The sequence below is a fragment of the uncultured Kordia sp. genome, assembly GCF_947489565.1.
Classification (GTDB): domain Bacteria; phylum Bacteroidota; class Bacteroidia; order Flavobacteriales; family Flavobacteriaceae; genus Kordia.
On record NZ_CANLEA010000004.1, the window covers coordinates 1 to 23987 of the forward strand.

5 protein-coding genes are annotated in these 23987 nt (G+C 35.1%); all 5 read right to left on the minus strand.

Translation table 11 applies throughout. The features are described 5' to 3' along the window. Nucleotides 1-3296, minus strand: a 3296-nt coding sequence (locus Q0845_RS06180; protein WP_298510745.1) for an amino acid adenylation domain-containing protein, incomplete at its 3' end; no start/stop codon positions are given. A 2-nt stretch (nt 3297-3298) separates the two neighbouring features. Further along, entirely contained in the window at nt 3299-9769 is a 6471-nt protein-coding gene (locus Q0845_RS06185) for a non-ribosomal peptide synthetase (RefSeq protein WP_298510748.1), read from the minus strand. A gap of 33 nt (nt 9770-9802) precedes the next feature. Continuing rightward, the gene (locus tag Q0845_RS06190; protein WP_298510750.1) at nt 9803-14227 is read right to left on the minus strand and encodes a MupA/Atu3671 family FMN-dependent luciferase-like monooxygenase; all 4425 of its coding nucleotides are present in this window, start codon (nt 14225-14227) and stop codon (nt 9803-9805) included. Nucleotides 14228-14246: 19 nt separating this feature from the next. Beyond that, nucleotides 14247-17561 carry an amino acid adenylation domain-containing protein gene (locus Q0845_RS06195; protein ID WP_298510753.1) on the minus strand — a complete coding sequence of 1105 codons (3315 nt, stop codon included), beginning with the start codon at nt 17559-17561 and terminating at the stop codon, nt 14247-14249. 12 nt (nt 17562-17573) lie between these two features. After that, nucleotides 17574-23978, minus strand: a complete 6405-nt coding sequence (locus tag Q0845_RS06200; RefSeq protein ID WP_298510756.1) for a non-ribosomal peptide synthetase — start codon at nt 23976-23978, stop codon at nt 17574-17576. Between the last annotated feature and the right edge of the window lie 9 nt (nt 23979-23987).

Consider the following 23987-nt stretch of genomic DNA (forward strand, 5'->3'; position numbering starts at 1 on the left):
TGATCGTGCGTTAAAGTGCTCGAAGTAAGTAACGGCGCTAAATCTTCCAGAATTGGATAGCGAAGAATATCACCTACGCGAAGTCCATAACCTTGTTGTTTTAAGCGTGAAACCACTTGAATCGACTTGATAGAATCACCTCCTAAATGATAAAAATCACTGTGTTTTCCTATTTGAGAAATGCCTAACACAGCAGTCCAAATTTCAGATAGTATTTTTTCCTGATTCGTTTCTGGTGCAACATAACTTTGTTTTGTGGCAACTTCTTGGTCTATACTTGGTAGATTCGTTTTGTCAATCTTTCCATTAGATGTTAGTGGAAAAGATTCCATCGTAATGAAATGACCTGGCAACATATAACTTGGTAACACGCTTGCTAAATACGTTCGCAAAGCTGCTACTTCATTTCCTTCAGATAAAACGACATAACATACCAAACTTGAATGTGATGTATCTAAGACAACTAGAGCTTTTTCGACACCTTCATAGGATAGAACTTGGTGTTGAATCTCGCCTAATTCAATACGATATCCGTTGAGCTTGATTTGTGAATCTTTTCTTCCGATAAACTCAATACTGCCATCACTGCGCCAACGAGCTAAATCGCCCGTGACATATAAGCGTTCTCCTTTTTCATAAGGATTGTCAATGAATTTTGAAGCTGTCAATTCTGGACGACCTAAATAACCGCGTGCCAAACCAGAACCTGAAATACACAATTCTCCAATAACGCCGATAGGTTGTACTGATAAATGATCGCTTAGGATATAACAACTTACATTCGGGATTGGGCGGCCAATCGTATCTGCCACAATATCGCCTTTTGAGTATTGTTGATACGTACTCCAAACCGTTCCTTCCGTTGGTCCATATTCGTTGAATACCCTGAGTTTGTCATGCGTATCTTTCGCCAATAAGCTTTCAATAAAACTCGTTTCAGATTTTTCTCCTGCCACAATAATATCTCGTACAGCAACTGGAAATGATGGAAAAAGTTCTGTAATTAATCGCACATAAGAAGGAATTCCTAAAAAGCGATCTATCTTATTTTCTTCAATATATGTCGCTACATAGTTGATATTTTTTATCGCTTCCTTGTCTAGTATATGTAACGTTCCTCCAAAACAAATTGTTCCGTAAAGTCCTGCTACAGAGCTATCAAAACCAACCGATGATAAGAGCAAAAATGCTTTACACGGACCGTATACTTCATTACGTGCTGTGGTCGAATGGTATAATCCGCCATGCGTTATCAATACTCCTTTTGGCTTTCCTGTGGATCCCGATGTATAGATAATATACGAGATGTCTTCGGAAGTAATTTCTATTTCTAGACTTGTAGCCGAATATTCTTTTTGCTGAAAATCAAGCAACAATTCTTCATCGATAGTTATTTTACATTGACTATCGGAAATAATGTATTCTTTTCGAGATGTTGGATACGTTATATCAATAGGAACATAAGCTGCTCCTGCTTTTAGTATCGCTATCATGGAAATGATAATCCATTCGCTTTGCGGAAGTAAAATAGCTATAAAATCACCTTTTTGAACTTGTTGTGTTTCTGATAGATAATGTGCTAATTGATTGGACAATGCATCCAATTCTTCATAACTAATCTGTCTATCACCATACACCAAAGCGTTCGCGTTTGGATTTTTTGCTACTTGCTGCTGAAATAGCGTTCGTATATTTCCTGTACCAAACGTTATTGATTTTCCTTTTGAATATTCATTTAGGATACAATCTTCTTCTTCTTTAGCGAGAAATGGTATGTTGCCTAATTTTTGAGTAGGATTTGCCAATCCAGCTTTGATAAAACGTTGGAAGTTAGCAACAAGAGTATCTACAAATTTTTGTTCATAGATATCTTTGTTATACTCTACCGTTAAGAGTATGGCATTTTCTATTTCTTGGAATGAAAATGTCATATCAAACTGACTTACATCTCTAACATTTTTCTCATACGGAAGCATCTCTAATTCCGTTGTTGTTGTTGCTGCTGAATCTGCTTGTTGTTCTTGATTTTGCAACACAACCATGATGTCAAATAGTGGCGAACGTGATGCATCTCTAGTAAATTGAACTTTTTCTAAAATGCTATCAAATGGATATTCTTGATTGGCATACGCACCAACAAGTTGGTCTTTTTCTAGTGCTAAAATTTCTTCAAAAGACATTTCTCCTTGCAATTGTGTACGTATTGCTAAGGTATTTATGAACAGTCCGATTTGATTTTGCACTTCGGGATGTTCTCTTCCTGCAATCGGAATTCCCAGCGTAATGTCTGTATTTCCTGTATATCTGTGAAATAGTCCTTTTAAGCCAGACATTAACACCATAAATAAGGTATATCCTGATGTTTTTGTGAAGCTTTGCAAGCTTTTATGGAGTTCTTCCGAAAATATATATTCATGCGTAGCACCTTCAAAGGTTTTTACCAACGGTCTTACTTTAGAAGATGGCAATTGCAATACCGAAGGTTCTTCTGCAAATTGACGCAACCAATAGGATTCCTGATCTGCTAGTTGTTTTTGTTTTTTCTCACTTAAGGTCCAAGCAACATAGTCTTTGTATTGAATTTTTAATTCTGGAAGCGTTGCAGATTCATGAGTATTTAGTTGATTGTACAACTGCATAATTTCATTGGTCATTACTTGCATGGACCAGCCATCACCAATAATGTGGTGAATTTTAAATAGCAAGATGTATTGCTTTTCTGCGGTTTGAATCAGTTTTGCATTCAGTAAAGGTGCTTGCGCTAGATTGAATGATGTTTGAAAGAAACTTGCAACTGCTTTATCTTCTTCCGCTTCCGTATTTGTTTTTACTTTTTCGAATTGAAAGTCTATCTTTTCAAAAGGTACAATGTATTGATATACATTTCCATCAAGGTCACTTTTAAAGTAAGAACGTAAACTTTCATATCGTTTCAACAATGTATTGAAAGCAGTTTCTAAATGTTCTGTATTCAACGTTCCTTCTAAGCGTAAAGCATTAGAGATTGTATATGCATCATTAGCGCCTTCAAATTGACTCACCACCCAAAATCTATGTTGAGAAGAGGTAACGGGATACTTGTCTTTTTCGGGAGTTTTTTCAATACTATCAAAACCAGTATTTGTAATACTTTTTAGATAGTTGATGATTTCTCCTTTATACTTTTTGAGTGTATTGATAGTGTCCGCATCTAAATCTACATGATCTGGTAATGAAAGCTCCAAATCATTCTCTTTTAGCTGCAATCCGATTTCTTGTTCGCGAAGCTGCTTTATTAAAAGATGTATCTGCGTCATGATTATATCGTAATTTTTTTAGTGTTCTTGTTGTGATCGTAATTTTTCTGCCAGATCACATTATCTATTTCTAGCGCAATGACTGCAATTGTAGGTTTTTCGAATACCTTTCCTAAATCTACTTGGACATCAAATTCTTGGTGAATTAATCCGAGTAATTGCATCGCTTGCAAGCTATTTCCGCCTAGTTCAAAAAAGCTGTCTTCAATTCCAACAGTATTTACTCCAAGGAGTTCTTGCCACATTTGCACTAGTTGCTTCTCTGTTTCAGTGGTAGGTTCTTTGTAGTTTGTAGATTGTACATCTTCCGCTGTTATATTTGGCAATTGCTTTCTATCTAACTTACCGTTTGTATTGAGTGGTAATTCGTCCAACGTCACAAATCGTGATGGAATCATATATTCTGGTAACTTTCCAGCTATATACGATCTAATTTCAGTAGTATTTATATCATGTTCACTGACAAGATACGCCACCATAACAGCTTCCTCATTGACCGTTTTGATAGCTACAGCTACTTCCTCAATTGTGGTATGATTGCGTAATACTTGCTCAATTTCGCCTAATTCAATTCGATGACCTCTCAGTTTCACCTGATTGTCAATACGTCCGATAAACTCTAGGTTTCCGTCTGGCAATCTTCGTCCTAAATCGCCTGTTTTGTATAGAATGGTATCAGGTTTGAATGGATGCTTGATAAAACTTTTTTTCGTGCGTTCTTCTTGATTCAGATATCCTTTTGTGGTTCCTGCGCCTGAGATACATATTTCACCTGCAACACCAATTGTTTGTAATTGATTGAACTCATTTACAATATATACTTCGTAATTGTACAACGGTTTTCCAATATGAACATGCTCGCTTTCGTGTAGTTTACTATACGTACTCCAAACCGTAGTTTCGGTAGGTCCATACACATTGACCATAGGAATTCCGATGGTTTCTTTTTGTTTGAATATATGTTCAGGGAATGCTTCTCCTCCTATAATTAGCAATTGTAATGCACTGAATTCTTGCTGTAATAATGGTTTTTCTAATAATTTTAAACGTGAAGGTGTTAGTTGCAAAACCTCAACTTCATACTTTTTTAAATTTTCGATGAATTTTGTAGGATGCGAAACCGTTTCATAGTCAAATACAACTGCTTTTTTACCATAACAAATCGTAGCAAAAATTTCTAAGACCGATACATCAAACACAATGTTAGAGGAAATAGCTACAGCCGTAGCGTTTTCATAGCCCAATTGTTTGTCCATATCATGAATGGAAGCAATTACATTTTGGTGCGTAACCATGACACCTTTTGGTTTCCCTGTAGATCCTGAGGTAAAAATTATATAGATTAAATCGTTCGGTTTTACTGCCAGAGAAATCGCTTCATCTGTATATTCTTCTTTTGAGAATTCGTTTAATAACGATTCATTAACGGTTAACTTACAATTACAATCGCTTGTGATAAATGCAACACGTTCTGCTGGATAGTTGATATCTAAAGGTACATACGTAGCGCCTAGTTTTAAGATGCCTAACAACGAAATAATCGTCTCGTCATTTCTGTCTAATTGTACACCAATACAGTCTTTATAGGCTACATCTTTGGAACGTAAAAAATGTGCAAATTGATTCGCTTTTTTGTTGAGTTCCTCATAAGTAAGCTCCGTATTTTTGTATACCAACGCTATTTCCGAAGGCGATTTTTGCACTTGCTTTTCAAACAAAGAAATTACCGTTTCCGTTTCTGGATACGCACTTTCTGTATTGTTGAATTCATTTAGAATTTTATGTGCAATTTTTGGATCATGTAGTGTAGAGAATCTTGCTTTTTCTTCCGCATCTACTGCTACTAAATCTTTGACTGCTTGTACATATATATCGACAAGATCTGCGTTTGTCAATCCAGATGTTATCGTTCTAAATCGATTCCACTCTAAGAACAATCCGTTTTCTATTGGACTTACAATCAGATCTAAATAGGTATTATTCTGTTCAAATCTTTCTATCCCTAATCCTTGTTGCTGTTGTTCTTGACTTGAAAATTGTGCTTTTTCATACACATGAAAATCTACATAGTTAAATATCGTATCAAAAAATGGATTTCCTTCAGATTCTTCTGCATAGCGATTTGATAGTTCGGAAAGACTTATTTTATCGTATTGCTTGATTTCTTTCAAGTAGTTATCAATCTCTTTTACAAATGCTACTAGCGAATTGTTTTTTGACTGCAATCGCACAGGAACTGAATTCAGGAAGCATCCTATTATTTTATCACCATCTTTGGTAAGTGGTCTGGCACTTGTGACTATTCCTGCTAAAATATCTGTATGATATGTTAGTTTTTGTAATGTATATCCATACAATGCAAAACTTATGCTACGTAAGGTAATATTGTGTTTTTCTGAAAACTGTACCAATTGCGCATACAAATCTCCTTCCACAAAAAATGACGTGTTTTCAACCTCATTTTCTTGTGTAAAACATTCCAAACGTTTGTAATCTGCCAATTGTTCTTTCCAGAATTCATGTACGGAATTGTTTAATTTTAATGTTTCTTGTTCTAAAACATATTCTTTGTACGTGTCTGAAAGTAATTCTGGTGCATATGCTGTATTTTCAAGCAGTTCAAAGTAAGTGTTATTTAGCTCTGTAATTAAAGATGCTCTACTCCAACCATCTAAAATGGCATGATGAAATTGAAATACTAGGAAGTGTTCGTCTTTGTCAATTTTGAAGATATCCATTTTCCAAATTCCAGGAATGGTGATATCAAAGAAAGAGTTTTCGCGATCTGTTTCCATAAAGGATTCAATATGCGCTTCTTGTTCGTTTCTGGATATTTCACTGATATCCGTAAACTGAAGTGTTGGAGTGATTTCTTTATGAATTAATCGCATTGGCTTAGCAAAGGATTGAATGTCATATGAAGTTCGCAACACATCGTGCTTTTGAATCATTAAATCCAACGCATTTTTGAAAATAGCTTGATCAAAGTTTGAAATAAATATTGGGTATACAAATTGATCGTGGTATACGCCTTCTCCTTTGTGCATTTCGTATGCATAGCTCATTCCTATTTCAATATCACTCATCGGATACATATCCTCTAAGTGTGCTGCTGTTGGATGTTCTTGTACTAACTTTTCAAAGTTTTCAAGGACTGCTTGAGAGATTCTCGGAGTTTTTGTTGCTGCCGTAGAAATGTTCGCCAATAGCTTTTGGATGGTTGCATGTACGAACAAATCCGCTACTCCAAAATTCGATTTTAGTTGTGCGTTGATTTTACTTAATACTCTTATGGCTAAGATAGAATCGCCTCCAAGACTAAAAAAGTCATCCTGAACACCAACATTTTCATATTGTAATTCTTCCTGCCATATTGCGGCAACTATTTTTTCAGCTTCCGTTTCTGGAGCCAAATAGGTCGTGGTTTTGATGCTTTGTGTATCTGACGCATCTAATAAAGCGGTTTTGTCAATTTTTCCATTTCTAGTTAATGGCAGTGTTTCTAATTGAAAGAAACGACTTGGCACCATATATTCAGGAAGCTTTTGAAGTAAATACGAACGTAAGTCTTCTAGATTTTCTTTGATGTCAGATACTACAAAACCAAAGATTACTTTTTGATCGTTTTTCTTTACAACTATTAGTTTTACTGCTGAAACAGAAGGTTTTTCGAGCAATTGCTTTTCAATTTCTCCAAGTTCTACACGGTAACCTCTTATTTTAACTTGATCGTCTTCTCTTCCAAGATATGTGATTGTACCCTCGGTTGTCCATTTTGCAATATCTCCCGTTTTGTATACACGTTCATCTGCATTGAAAGGATTCTTAATGAATTTTTCTTTTTGCTGTTCTGAGTCATTTTTATATCCTAAAGCCAATCCAGAACCAGCGATATACAATTCTCCAGCAACATTGACAGGCTGTAGTTGTTTGTGATCGTTGAGTATGTATACTTTTGTATTGTCAATAGGTTTTCCAATTGAAATATGATTCGTATTGAGCGCTACTTTGTCCACAATACATCCAACAGTAGCTTCTGTAGGACCATATTCATTGTAGACAGTCAACTGCGAATTAATTTTTTGTAAAATTTGAATATGATAGGTTTCTAAAGCATCTCCACCAACAATAACATGTTGTAATGAATCAGATTGCACATTCATATCTTGCAATAATAATATGTGTGCTGGTGTTAATTTGATGTATGAAATATCACTTTCAAAATAACGTTTCAGCGTTGTTGCAACTGGATTTTTCGTATCAAAAAATGTCACGGTTCCGCCAGTAAGTATTGGTAAAAACAAACTCGTAATGGTAAGATCAAAAGCTAAAGTTGTAAATACTCCAAAGTTTTTGGCTTCATCATCTCCATAATATCTTTTTGCCCATTGCAAATAGTTGATAAATGCTGTTTGACCAATTTCTACTCCTTTCGGCGTTCCTGTAGAACCTGATGTGTAAATTAAATAAGCAGTATCTGCACTTGCTGTTGTGAGCTTTGTTTTGTTTTCAAAAGCATCTATTTCTACATCTATCGCCAAAATGGTTTCAGAGAAGAAATCACAATCAAACATATAGTTCATTTCTGAAATTAGCAATACAGGCGCTGCACTATTGATAATGAATTCTTTTCGTGATTCTGGCAATTCCGGATCTATACATATGAACGTAGCGCCAGCTTTTAAAATTCCTAGCAATGCTACAGAAACCCAATGATTGTGATCTAAATGAATCGCAATGACATCGTTTTGTTGAATGTTACATTCTGCTATTAAATGATTTGCCAATGCATTGGAAAGTTCATCTAATTCTGTGTAGCTAAGTGTTGCATCTTCAAATTTTACCGCAGTGTTTGTCGGGGTTTGATTGACTTGTGTTTGAAAGGCACTCATCACATCCGTTGGAATCTCTACAGTCGTTTTTTCTCCAGCAAATTCTTCTAAAAGCAACTGTTTTTCTTTCGTAGTCACAATATCGATCGTTCCAATTTTGGTCTGTATATGTGTTGAAAGATGCTTTACAAAGTGTTCAAAATGATCTAAGAATTGTTGGATGCTATTTTCTTCATAGATATCTGTATTGTAACTCGTATGAATGATGATGTTTTTCGGCGTTTCTACAAAATGAAATTCCAAATCGTATTTTATATACTGCTGTCCTGAGATTCCTTGTTCGTTCAATACATCCGTTTGGTATAATTCTGTACTGTGAAAATCAATTAAAATATCAAAGATTGGACTTCGACTGATATCTCTGTTATACTCAATATCATTTACAATATCATCAAATGGATACGATTGATGTTTGTAAGCCGTAAAAGCATTGTTTTTTACGGTAGCAGCAAATTCTTGAAACGTAGCTTCTGGAGCAACTTGTGTGCGTAAAGCCAGGGCATTTAAATAAAAACCTATTTGATTTTCCAGTGATTTGTGTATTCTTCCAGATGTTGGAATTCCTACTAAGATATCTTCCTGTTTCGTATATCGGTAAAACAATAGTTTCCAAACAGATAGCAATCCCACAAATAAAGTACTTCCATTCCCTTCAACAAACCGTTTTAATTGCGTTGTGCTTTCTTCCGAGAGCATTTTGCCAATGGATCTTCCATGATAGGTTTTTAATTTTGGACGTGTTTTCCCATTGATAAAGTTCAATACAGGCAAAGTTCCTGATAGAATTTCTTTCCAATAAGCCTGATCTGCTTTATAGGTTTCCGTTAATTTCTGCTGTTGCTGCCAAGCTGCAAAATCTTTGTATTGAATTCCAAGTGCTGAAACATTGGGCGTTCTATTTTCTTGCAATGCAGCATAATATTCCATGATTTCGCTCACTAATATTTCTTTCGAAATGTCATCACTAATGATATGATGCATGTTGACATATAACGCATACGCATCGTCTTGCAAGCGGAATAATTTTATTCGTAATAATGGCCCTTCTGATAAATTAAAAGGCGTAATTATATCTTTATTGATGAATGTATCAATGATCGTTGAAGCATCTTCTTTTTCGCGCATATCTTCACATACGATCGAAAATTGCAAAGCTTCTCTATCTAAAATCCATTGTCGTGCTTCTCCTGCTTCATTTTCTTTGATAATGGTTCGCAAAATTTCATGTCTATCTACCACTTGATAGATTGCTTGTATCAACACATCAACTTCATATTGTTGCTCTAAAGCAATATATGCAGGCATGTTATATGCTATGGATGCTTCTTCAAAATGACTCACTACCCAAAGTCTGTATTGAGATGATGATAGTGCGTATCCGTCGGAGGATACTGGTATTATTGAGATTTCTTGATTTCCCTGATTATTTTTTAAATATGCAATTAGTTCACTTTTATGTGCTTTAAGACGTGCTACAAGCTCCGGAGGTAAACTAGGCGTATTGAAACGTACTTTTAGATTTTCATTTTCTAATGATACATCAATTTCATTTTCTTTTAATTCTTGTAAGAACTCTTTCATGTTTTCAATTGTTATCGTAAATAATTGGGGGAATTATATTATGATTTCATTGGTGTAGGTTTTTTGTATCGAGTCTAGTTGTTGCTGCACTAAATCGGATAGACTTTTGATTTGCGTATGCGAAAACATATCTAAGAGATTTAATTCAATTCCAAATTGCTCGTTAATTTTGTTTATGAGAAACATTCCTTTGAGAGAGTTGCCGCCCAATTCAAAAAATTCTTGTGTGATTCCTATTTGAGATAGGCTTAATATTTCTTCCCATATGGCTACAATTTGCGCATCCAAATCGTTTCTTGGAGCTTCATATTTTGTAGTGATATAAGTTGTGATTTCACGTTCTGCCAAGACGTTTCTACGTATTTTTCCATTTTGATTCAATGGAAATTCTGTTACTTCATAGTAATGATTTGGCAGCATATAATTAGGCAATTTTGCGCTCATATAATTGCGAAGCGTACTTTCATCATATATAGAATTCGCTAGCAAATACACTACTAAATCTTGAATCTTTTTATTGTATACGACTACTGCTTGCGTAATGCCTGAAAATTGATTCAGGATATTTTCAATTTCTGCAGTTTCAATGCGATGTCCATTGATTTTTACCTGATCGTCAATTCTACCTAAACATTCCAATTCGCCATTAGGCAACCATCTCGCCAAGTCTCCTGTTTTGTAGAGTGTAGGATATTGTTCGTTGGTTGGAAACGGATTGTTTATAAATTTCTTTGCATTTAAATCTTCGCGACCTAAATAGCCTAACGCTACGCCATCGCCACCAATACAGAGTTCGCCAACAACACCAATTGAGCAAAGTTGCTGCGTTTCATTGAGTATATAAATACATGTATTTGCCAAAGGTTTTCCGATAGTTACCGCATCTACAGTGTCTATTTTTTTATAAGAAGACCAAATTGTAGTTTCTGTAGGACCGTACATATTGTACAGTGGTTTTTGTCGTAATTCTAGCAAGGTATTGACCAATTCTTTTGGCAATGCTTCTCCTCCAACCAATAGTGTTTTCAGTTGTTGCAACGCCGCTTTTCCTCCTTCTGATAATAAGATTTCTTGCATCAGCGAAGGTGTGGTTTGTAACTGATTTACACCATGCTTTTGTATAATTTCAGGAATACTCCATTTGGTTTCTAAGCGTTTTGCAAAGTAATTGGATTTGCGTTGTTGCTTTTGTATTGATTCGTTTAACTCTGAAACATATTTTAGATTCTCTAATACAATCGATTCTTCGATTCCATAGTCTATTAAACACGCTATTTCGTCAACTCCAATTGCTTTTATTTTTTTTATTTTATGAATACAAGAAGTAGGTGTTCCAAACAATCCGCTTGAATGATAGTAACGATCAAAAGCCATATTGATGATTGTATCCATATCATTTTCGATATCCAAATTCGCAGCTTCTGCCAACGGTTTTATTAAGTTTACAGAATGTCTTAGGTAGTTTTTAAATGGTTCTTCTACCGTATTTCGAACGTATTCATCATCATGACTCACAAACGTATGTAGCATTAACGCTATTTTTTTCGTTGTAGGATCATAACCATGAGTTTCCAAAGCCTTGCGATATGCTGTTATTTTTTCTTCTAATTCTTCTATGTTTTGTCCTAATAAGTGCGTTAAAATGTTGGCACCAATTTCTCCAGCATATTCAAATGTTTCAATGCTTCCTGCTGCCGTAATCCATATTTCAAGTGCATCTTGTACTGGTTTTGGATGCAATTGAATGTCTATCTCTTTGCCAAGACCATTCGTTCTTTTGATCGATTCTCCTTTCCACAGTTTGGTTAAGGTTTGAATGTGATCTCTCATGATTTTATGACGATCTTCGTAGTTGTTTGGAGCCAATACAAAATCATTCGGATTCCATCCTGAAGCAATTGATAATTCAACGCGTCCATTGGACAAATTATCTACCATAGACCATTCTTCTGCCACTCTAATTGGGTCGTGTAATGGCAAAACCACACTTCCTGAGCGTATGGTTACTTTTTCTGTTTTTACAGCTACAGCCGCCGCTGCAATTGACGGATTTGGATATGGATCACCAAACGTATGGAAATGTCGTTCTGGCACCCAAATTCCTGCAAAGTTGTACGCATCTGCAATTTCGGCTCCTTGTAATAATAAATTGTATTTATTTTGATTAGATTCCGCTTCTTGTGCTGCAAAGTAGAATAAACTAAAGTCCATCTCTTCAATCGTTTCTGTGACCATCGGACGATCTGGTTGAATGACAACCGTATTGCTTCGTGTTAGTGTCCACAACAATTCAAGAATAGAAATATCAAAACTAATATTGGTCACTGCGAGCCATGTATCTTCTGGAAGCGCTTCGCCAAATTCATTATTTAATGCGATAAAAAAGTTGACTAAATTTTGATGCGATATGGCAACACCTTTAGGTTTTCCTGTTGTACCAGACGTATAAATTACGTACGCATTTTTAGTCGTGATTGTTGTTGGATTTTCATCAGAGTTTGAATTCCAAGTTTCAGAAGCATCTAAAAATACCAATGTGCATTCTTTGTTGAAATCTATGAATGTAGTAATATCCTTTTTGGTCAATATCAACTGTGTATGACTATCTTTTAAGATGTATTGAATACGCTCTTCTGGATGCGAACTATCAATAGGTAAATATTGGTTTCCGCTTTTTAAAATTCCCAAAATCCCAATGATCATTTCTACAGAACGATCAACGCATAAGGCAATGACTTGTGCTTTGTTTTTGGAAAGCGTGTTTATATGATTGGCTAGTTGATTTGATTTTTTATGTAATTCGGCATACGTCAATTCAGTATCTCCACTTACCAATGCTATTTTTTCGGGAGTTTTTGTGACGGCATCTTCAAATAGATTTATAATTGTTTGGTTTGTATCGTATGAAAATGCTGTATCGTTAAACTCGTATAACAGCTTAGAAGTTTCACTTTCAGACAAATAGCTAATATCTTTTATTTTTTGTGAAGGATCAGCCAACATTTCACCTAAAATATTTTCTAAATGCAACATTATGCGTTGTCCTTGAGACGCTTCATAAATGTCTGAATTATAGGTTAGTTGTAATTGTAAGTTTCCAACATTAAAAAAGTCAAAAGTATAATCTAGTTGACTTGTTTTTTTATCTGAAATTTGAAATGAGTTTACCGTAATGTCCTCTATTTGTTGTGATGATTGAGCTCGTAATTCTTCTTGATTGTGTAAAGTTACCATCACATCAAACAGTGGAGAACGAGATATATCGCGTGCAAGCATTAGTTCATCTACTAACTCATCAAAAGGATATGCTTTGTGCGTATGTGCTTCGAGTAATTTGTTTTTTTGAATTGCCAATAATTCCTGAACCGTTTGGTCTTCTTCAAATTTAGTTCGTAACGCTAAAGTGTTTAAATAAAGTCCTATTTGCGCTTCTAACAAAGAATTGTCCCTATTTACCATAGGTGTTCCCAATATGATATCAGTTGCATTTGTGTACTTATAACATAATATGTTGACGCTCGCTAATAATAACATAAAGAAGGAAATCTCTTCTTTTTTGGCAAATTCTTCTAGGGCTACGGTCAATTCAGGAGAAAAATCATGCTTTATCGTTCCTCCATTATAGGTTTTAATACTTGGTCTAGTCACAAAACTAGGCATTTCAAGTTTTGGCAATTCTCCAGAAAATGTAGTCATCCAATATTCCGCAGCTTCTTTATATGAAGCATCTAAACGTTGTTTTTCATTCCAAACAGCATAATCTTTGTATTGAATCATCAATTCTGGCAAATTGATAGCTTGTCCATTTTTTAGACTTGTATATATTTGAAAGACTTCTTTGATAAAGATTTCTATGGACCAACCATCACTTATTATATGATGCATTATAAGCGAAACCACATGGCATTCTTCTGTCAATTGAAAAACGTTCACTTTCCACAAAGGAGTTTCCGGTAGCGAGAAAGAATGATTATATACATCTGAAATTATCTGCTTGGCTCCTACTTCGTCCGTTTGTATGACTTCTAGAGAAAAGTTAATGAAATCTACAGGTACAATATATTGTCGAATTTCACGATCAGTTTCAGCTTCAAAATAGGTGCGCAAACTTTCATGACGCACCATCATTTGTTGAAACGCTTCTTCTAATAAGCTTAGCTCTAAAGGTCCCAAAATTTCAAATGATCTAGGAATCGTATATGCGGCGCTACTTCCTTGTAGTTGATGTAAAATCCACATGCGATTTTGTGCAGATGTCAAAGGATATGACTTTTGTTCTTCTGCTTTTGGAATCATCATATCTGAACTTGAGAGCAACGTTATTAAATCACTTTTATGCGCTTTAATTTCAGTAATAATAGGAGCTGTTAACACTCCTTTTGGAGCTTTGATTTTTAGCTCTCCATTTTCAACATTAAGTTGAACTCCTAAATCATTAAGCTTTATAAATAATTTCATTTTTTCAATTATTTCTTCATTATATCACAAATTCTTCAAAATCACCTTCTATTGCTACATCATCTCCTCCAGTAACTGTAATGAGTTGTGCCATACTTTCGATGGTATTACTGGCAAATAGATTTTTCATTTGTAATGAAATTGCTTCAAACTCTTTGTTAATTTCATTTATGAGCGTTATTGCCAATAAACTATGACCTCCTAATTCAAAGAAACTATTCGTTACTCCTATTTTTTCTACTCCTAGTATTTGCTTCCATATGTTGACTAATTTTTCTTCAACATCATTTCTAGGTGCTATATATTCAGTAGCTATCAAACCTTCTGCTACCTTGAAATCTGGCAGTAATTTTCTATCTATTTTTCCGTGAACATTTATAGGCAGTTTTTCCAATTCCACATAGTACGAAGGCAACATGTATGAAGGCAATTTTTCTGCTAAAATTGTTCGGATTTGCGTTTTGGAAGGACTATTTTCAGTGTGTAACCAATATAAAACAATGGCAGCTTCATTATTTACTTCTTGTATAGAAGCTACTGCTTGGGTAATTCCTTCGAGTTCTTGCGCCGTATTTTCAATTTCCCCAAGTTCTATTCTGTATCCTCTGAGTTTTACTTGCGTATCTTTTCTACCTTCAAAAACCAAATTCCCGTCAGGAAGCCATTTTGCCAAGTCACCCGTTCGGTATAACATTTCTCCTTCTTTAAAAGGATGCGGAATGAATTTTTCTTTCGTCAGTGTTTCATTGCCCAAATATCCTTGCGTCAATCCTGCTCCAGAAATACATAATTCACCAATAAAACCAACTGGAAGCAGCTCCGTTGTTTCCGTATCGAGTACATATACTTGTCTGTTTTTAATTGGCTTTCCAATAGGAATTACAGGTTCATTTCCTACTACTTTATAATAGGTGGCACATACTGTGCTTTCTGTGGGTCCGTAAGTATTGTACACAGGAATTTTGCTGTACAATTCATCTATATAATCAACTTGTAAAGCATCGCCTCCACTGATCAATACTCTGAGCTTTAGATTAAAGTCTTGATGATGTTGATTCAGGTATTGCAACGCATAAGGATTTGTACTTAATAATGTAATTCCATGCTTTTCACAAGCGTTAAACATGGCTTGAAAGTCTGCTTTTTCTTCATGAAAAACCAATGTTCCGCCACTTATTAAAATTGGATATATTTCTTCAATAGACGTATCAAAGGCAATGCTTGCTTGTTGTAAAACGCTGTCCGATTCGTTGACTTCAAAGTACGTAGCAAAGGTGCTTACATAATCGATAAGCGATGCATGTGTAATTGGAATTCCTTTTGGTTTCCCTGTAGAACCTGAAGTAAATATTATATAAGCAGCACCATTTTGTGTTGCTTTTGAAACATATTCACCACTGTAGTTTACGATGTTTTCTTGAACCATTTGTAGCATGGTTTCATCAATGACAACGGTACAATTGCTTGCGTTTTCTATGTGTTTTTTTCTTGCTTCCGGATAATTTGGATCTATCGGAATATAGGTTGCGCCCAATTTCATCACTCCCAAAATGGTAAGAATTGACCAACTGTTTCCATCCATTGCAATTCCGACAAAATCACCTTTTTTAAGATGCAGTACTTCTTCTAAATACTGTGCTATTTGATTGCTTATGATATCAACCTCTGCATAACTTTTTTGTGTTCCAGTATTTACTAATGCTAGTTTTTCTGGAAATTTCACTGCATTCTCTGTAATAAAATCTACAACTGTTTTTTCGTGTTGTAAAGGTTCATTTTTATGATTGAATTGCTCACAAATCATTTCTTTTTCTGTCGCATCAACCAATGAAATGGAATGAAGCGGCGTATTTGGATTGGCAATTCCTGCAGCTACAAATTTTTCAAAAGAATGCAATAATTGCTGTATGAATTCGGCTTTGTAAATATCTGTGTTGTATTCTACACTGAGTGTTAATTGATCATTTCGTTCAATAAACACAAAACTCATGTCCAATTGACTTACTCCTTTTTCGACCTCATCATATTCAGATATTTTCAGGTTGTGCAATTCATCCTGAGTATCTAAATGCATGGTTTGATGATTTTGCAACAATACCATGATGTCAAACAATGGAGATCTACTAGCGTCATTTGGTAATACGAGCTGATTCAATAGTTTATTGAACGGATATTCTTTATGCTCGTATGTTTTGAGTAATGTTTCCTTTTGATTTTTCAGAAAATCTATGAAAGATTGTGTTTTTTCAAACTGTGTTCTAATGGCTAATGCATTGGAATACAAACCTATTTGATCTTCTAAATCGGGATGTTCTCTTCCTGCAACGGTAGTTCCTAGCGTGATGTCGTACTGATTGGTATATTTGGAAAACGTACCATTCAATCCGCCCAAAATCACCATAAATAATGTAAGTTGGTGTTTTTTGGTAAATGAATTTAGTTGTTGTGTAAATTCTGGAGAAAAATCATGATGCAATAATGTTCCTGCATAGGTACGAACTTTTGGTCGCGGATTGTCACTTAAGTTCAATACGGGCGAAAGCGTCTCAAATTGTTCTTTCCAAAAAGCTAACTTTTTATCGTACGCTTCACCATTCAATTCCTTGTTCAACCATTCGCTGTAATCTTTGTATTGCAGTGGCAAGTTTTTCTTAACAGACTCTTTTCCAGATAATAGCTGCTGATATTCTTCAATAACTTCTTTCGTAAAAATCTGCAACGACCAACCATCACTGATAATATGATGCATGACAAACAATAGTATATGAACTTTCGTTTCTAGTTTAAATACATTTGCTCTCACTAAAAGATCTTTTTCTAGATGAAAAGGAGTTTGGTATTTTTCATCTAATTTTTGATGCAATGCGTCTTTCGATAACTGGCTACAATCTTCACTTTCTAATTCAAAATTAATAGCTTCATTTTCTAGAATTCGCTGTCGTACATTCCCGTCTTCTTTGATGACAAATTGTGTACGGAGCGATTCATGTTTTTGAATCACATTTTTAAAAGCACTTTGTAAAATAGTGGTGTCTAAATCTCCTTCTATCTTAAGTGTAGCCGTTAAATTATATGCTGTATCGCCGCCCAAATGCTCGTGAATAAACCATAAGGAATATTGTGTTGGACTTACGCTGTAATCTTCTGCAAAAGGCGCTTTGGGTATTTTTATATTGCTTGATAACAACTTTAAAAGATACGCTTTGTGCTCATTAATTTCTGCAATCAATTCTTTGGTCAACGTTCCTTTGGGAGCATTGACTTTTAGACCTCCATTTTCATTGCGAAGGTGAATATTTAACGCTAAAAGTTTTTCTAATAAATCGTTTTTCAAAATTGTTGTCTTTTATAAAATAATTTCATCCATATCTTCAGAGATATCTTCACTTTGTTGTTGCTGTAATGTTGAAAAGTGAATTACTTTTGATAAATCTTGTATGGTAAGGGATTCGTATAAGTTTTCGATTGATAATGCAATATCAAATGTTCTATTAATAGTATTCATAATGGTTACAGCTTGTAAACTGTTTCCTCCGATTTCAAAGAAATTGTCTAAAATTCCTAGTTTTTTAGAAGCAACGTTTAATTGTGTTGACCAAATATTCACCAGACTTTGTTGTATTTCATTTTCAGGAGCTTTGTACGCTTCTGTTTTTACAACATCTTCGGTAAGTGCAGGCAATGCTTTACGATCAATTTTTCCAGTTCTGGTTAAGGGAAAAGAAGTAAGTTGTACATATACTGATGGTATCATATACGCTGGCAAACGATCTTTTAAAGCTATTTTGAAAACAGGTGTTTCTTTTTGTTGACCTGTGTAATAACAGGTAATATATTCTTTATTTTCCCATGTTTGCACTAGCACTTCTGCTTTGGTAATGTCTTCCAATTCCGAGACTTGAAGAGCAATTTCAGAAAGTTCAATACGATATCCATTTATTTTTACCTGCGTATCTTTTCTTCCTAAATAAACAATAGTACCATCAGGAAAACGTTTTCCGATATCTCCAGAACGGTAACTAAACAACTCTGGATTTTCAGCATCTTGTGTAAATACTGCTTTGGTTTTTTCTGCTAGATTTAAATATCCTTTGGAGATATATTTGCTCTTAAAAACAATTTCTCCTTCTTCATACATCGCCGCTTCTTTTCCTGTGGCATCTACAATAAATACTTCTGTTTCTGCAACAGTACTTCCTAAATGCAAACTGCTTTTATGCATTTGGGAGCTATGTTGCAAAAAGTGCTGCGATACAATTGTGGCTTCCGTAGGTCCATAATCGTTGACTAAGAAAGCATCTTTTGGAAAGTGTTTTTTGAAGGTTTCAAAATCTGATGCATACGACGCTTCTCCTCCTAAATCGATCAAACGTACCGTTTCTAACACTTTATTTTCTGGCAATGTAGCTATAAAATAACGGTAGATTGTTGGCACCATGTGAATGATAGATACTTTTTCCTGAGTAAGCCAATCTCCCAAAGTTGCCAATCCTTTTTCTGGAATCGCATAAAAACTTACGGTAGCTCCATTTAAAATTGCTCCATAAATATCTTTTACAGAAGCATCAAAACTATAGGTAGAAAATACACTTAGGTTGTCTGTATTGGAGATCGCTACATTGTTCGTGTAAATACGAATGTAATGCAGCATATTTCGTTGCGTTTGCACAACTCCTTTTGGATTTCCAGTGGATCCAGAAGTGTATAATACATACGCTTCATCCGTTGGGTTACTTGTATTTATTGGGTTTGCAACAGTGCGATCATTTTGTATGGTATCTGACAATTTGATCAAGATTAATGCTGGAAGTATCGCTTTTAGCTGTAAAACTTTAGCTTCTATAGCAGCATCATAAACAATGACATTACACTGTGCATCTTCAAGGATGAACTGAATCCGTTGTATTGGATTTTCTAAATCAATGGGCACATACGCGTGTCCTGATTTTAAAACACCTAACATTCCTATTACTGTATTCTCGTTATGAGAAACTAGCAAGGCAATTCTTTCTGTATGCTGCGCATGCGCTGTAATTTTTTCAGCTAGTTGATTCGCATAGTTGTTAATTGTTTGATAGGTAAATTTTTGATCGTTCGCAGTTACAGCAATAGCATCTGCGTATAATGCTGCTTGTTTTTCAAAGCGTTGTGCAACTGTTTGCTCAATTTCTTCAGCTTCAAAACGTGTAAAAGCACGTTGTGGCAATTCTTGTGTGAATTGTGGGACATTTTCAAAAGCGGTTACTGCTGCGATCGTTTTTGAAGTTTCGCTCACCATTTGCGTTAGAATATCAACATAAGTATGCATCCACAATGCAATGGTTTCTTTTGAAAAAAGCTGATCGTTATATACACAATCAACTGTATAACCATTGGTAAAGCTTTTTACATAACATTCTAAGTCAAACTTTGGCGGAAGCTCAGTAGTTTCAAACTCCATTTCTGTAATGTCCAAGGTTTCATTCGCTGCTCCAAAGTCTACCATATTCAGAAATACGGGACTTATAGGAAATTTATCTTTTTGCGTGATTCCTAAGTTTTCCAAGATATTTTCAAACGGATAACTTTGATGTGTCAATCCTTCCGTAAGTGTTGCATGTACTTGTTGCATCCATTCTTTGAGAGACAATTGTTCGTCAATAGTATCTCTCAACATCAACGTATTTAAAAAACAACCTGCGACATCATTGATTTGATAATGATTGCGATTCGCCACAGGAATTCCTACAATGCTATCATTTTCATACGTAAGCTTATAAACTAAAATTTTAAACGCTGCCAGAAACATGGTAAATGTACTGATATTTTGCTGAGCAGCATTTTCTATAATCTTTTGTTGTATTTCTTTTTCAATAACAATTTTACATACGGATGCTTTGGATTGTATCGTTTCTGGAAAATCTGTTGGCAATTGTAGGTATGCGCGCGGTTCTTTTAATTGCTCTTCCCAATATTGCTTTTGATAGATAAACTCTTCCGTATTTTCGCGTTCATTTTGCCATGCTGCATATTCTTTATATTGAATAGACAATGATGGAAGGTTTGAGACGGTTTGCGTAGCTTCTTGCTCGTATAGTTTCATTAAATCTCGATACAAGATGTGAACTGACCAACCATCGCAAATGCTATGATGAATATTGAAATATAGTTTTGTGTCTGTACTAGAAACTTTAAACAAAGGATACTGCGTAAGATCAAAAATATGATCAAAAGCATAATCTATAGCCTCAGCTTCCGAAGCAGAACGATGCAATTTTACATGATTTGGTTCATGAATTTGCTGTTTGGGAATTCCAGAAACGTCTATAAAAGTGGTACGAAGTGTTTCATGTCTTTCCACAAGTTTTGACAATGCTTTTTCTAACAGAATTCCATCTATATTCTCGGGCAGTGTAAAGGTATTTGTAATATTAAATTCCTTTGACTTTCCTTTGACTTTGTCTATCAACCAATAACGTAATTGCGTAGCAGACACATCGTAATAAGTTTGTTCTTCTAATTGCGGAATTGTGATGTTTTGTTGCTTTTGCAGACTCAACAACGCTGCATGTTTTACAAGTTGTGTATGTTCATACAGACTTGAAAGATTTAGTGAAACTTGAAATACTTCTTGGTATTTCGCAAGCAGTTTCATGAGTTGTAAGCTATGTCCGCCAAGTTCAAAGAAATCGTCTTCAGCACTTACTTCTGCTACATTGAGTAACTCTTTCCAAATGCTTACAAGTTCTTTTTCGGTAGCTGTTTTTGCTTCCACTAAGGGTTTATTTTGTGTGCTCGCTATTGAAAGTTGTTGCAAATACGTTCTATCAACCTTTCCATTTGGAGTTAAAGGCAGCGTTTCTAAACACATAAAATAACTTGGCACCATATACGCTGGCAACGCTTTTTGCAAGGTCTTTTTGATAATTTCAGTATCAAGTTCATCTTCACTTGTAAAATATGCTGCTAATTGTCCTTGTTTTTCTAATACGGTGACTTGCTGAATTTGTTTGAACGAAGTTGCTATTGCGGTTTCCACTTCTCCAAGTTCTACACGATAGCCTCGCAATTGTATTTGATTGTCTTTTCTTCCTAAAAATAGAATTTTACCATCGGGCAACCATTTTCCTAAATCGCCCGTAGCATATATTTTTTCTCCATTTTGAAACGGATTTTCAATAAATCGTTCTTTGGTCAATTCTGGACGATTCCAATATCCTTTGGAAACACCTTTTCCTGCAATGTATATTTCTCCTGGAATGCCGATAGGCACTAAGTTTTTTTGTGCATTCAGAATATAAATTTGTGCATTGCGAATTGGTTTCCCGATCGTGTTTCTATCGCCATTGCTTACATCTGCTATGGTAGAAACAATAGTACATTCAGAAGGACCATAATTGTCATACAGTAAAAAGTTTGGATCTTTGGTGAGTTTCAAACTATCGCCACCCGAAAGTACTTTTGTGTTTGGCAATTCTTTTTCTTGCACAGCCAATTCTTTACAAATTGCCGTAGGGAAAAAACTGTGCGTAATTTTATGATCTTGTAAAAAATGATGAATCTTATTGATATCTAAACGAAGATTTTCATCTTCAATAGGAAAAAATGTCGCGCCTGCTAATAAGTTAGAGCTGATTTCCATCACAGAAGCATCAAAGGTAATTCCGGCATAAATACTCACATTACTTTTTGGCGATACTTCATAATAATCCATATACCAAGACGAGAAATTGAGTATGTTTTCATGAGAAACCATGACCGCTTTTGGAGTTCCCGTAGAACCCGAAGTGTATATCATATACGCCAAATCTTGGGTATTTACTTCTGGCACAATTTCTTCCAAATTATCACTTCCTGTTGCCAAGAATTCATCCACTAAATTGTTATCTATAATACATTTAGCCTGACTGTCCGAAATAATAAAATCGGTACGTTCTTTTGGATAATTTGGGTCTATTGGCACGTATACAGCACCTAATTTTTGAATTGCCAAAAATGCTGATAATAATGCTTTGCTTTTTGGAAGCTGAACACCAACAAAGTCTTTTGCTGCTACGTTATAGTTTGCATGCAAATAATGCGCTAGTTTCGTAGCTTCTTCATTGAGTTCTGCATATGTACATGTAATGTTATTATCAATAATGGCAGTTTCTTGCGCAAAATTTTGCAATTGTTTGTGAAAAGCAGTGATATACGTATCGTTCGTAACAGTTTCCTGAATTGAAGAATTGAATTCAAAACGAATTTTATCGATTTCTTTTGGCGATAGATATTGTAATGCTTGCAAACTCGCATTGGAATTCAGTACTACTTGTTGTACTAATGTTTCTAAATGCCCAAGCATTTGATGTATAAAATCTGCTGTATATAAATCTGTATTGTACGTGAGTCGAATTTCGGTGGTTGCTTCGTTGACAATCCACACAAACTCCAAATCAAACTTACTCGTTACATCTCCAAGCGAGATTTCAGCAATGTTTAGTTCTTGATTTTTTTGTAATGTTTGTGTTTCTGGTGTTACTATAGAAATGATGACATCAAATAGCGGATTGCGCGATCTGTCAGAAATTGCCAAATCATTGATCAAAGCATCAAACGGATACTCTTGATGTTCAAAAGCTTCTAGCGTTTTCAGTTTTACATGTTCTAACAATTCTACAAAAGTATCTTCTTCCGCAAAATTTGTGTGTACGCCAAAAGTATTTACAAAGAAACCTACTTGAGTTTCCAATTCAGCTTCTGTCCTACTGCTTATAGGACTTCCTATCGTTGCCTGCGTACTTCCTGTGTATTTATAAAATAACGTATTTAGCAAGGCTGTAATTCCCATAAAAAGTGTAGCTCCTTGTGCTTTGCATATGTTTTCAAAGCTTTGGATGTCTATATTTTTAGAGAGACAATTTCCGTTGTACGTTTTTATAGAAGGTCTTGGAAAACTCGTTGGCAATTCAACAGCCGTTGTATTGTTTTTAAATATGGACGTCCAATACATTTTGTGTGCTTCCATTGCTGGAGTTTGCAACTGTTGTTGTTGCCATTCTGCATAATCTTTGTATTGAATTTCTAGCGCTGGCTGCACTATTTCTTTTTTCGCAACCAATGCACGATAGAATTCAAATACATCATTCATTATAATTGCAGATGAACCTCCATCACTGATGATATGATGTACTACAAATACTAAAACATATGTATTTGCAGCAGTTTTGAGTAATGTAACACGCAATAAAGGATCATTTTCAAGATCAAAATTGTATGCGACTTCAGCTTGTATTTTTTGTGTTATAATGGATTCGTTGGAAACTTCATGGGCAATATCTGCGTACGTGTATGAAAATCGTTGCGCTGTGGCATCGTTTACAATTTGTAAAGGCGCGTTTAGTTCTGAACTCCATGTAAAATTGGTTCTCAAAATTTCGTATCGCTCGACTAACAATCCAAATGCCTTTCCTAAAAGCGTTGCATCAAGATTTCCTTCTATAGAAAAAGCACTCGGCATATTGTACGCCGTGTTGTTTTTTTCCAATTCTTGCAATAACCAAATTCGGTATTGCGAAGATGATAACACATATGCTTCCTTTTTTGCTGCTTTCGGAATTGAATGTGTAACCTGATACGTTTTTAGAAACGCAATAAGCGCTTCTTTATGCTCTTTAAGTTCCATCAATAAAGCCTTGGTCATGGCTCCTTTCGGCGCCTTGATATCAAGTGTGTCTCCATTGAGTGTGACCACTATTTGAAGTGCATTTAATTTTTGCAGTAATTCCTTCATGAATTAAAA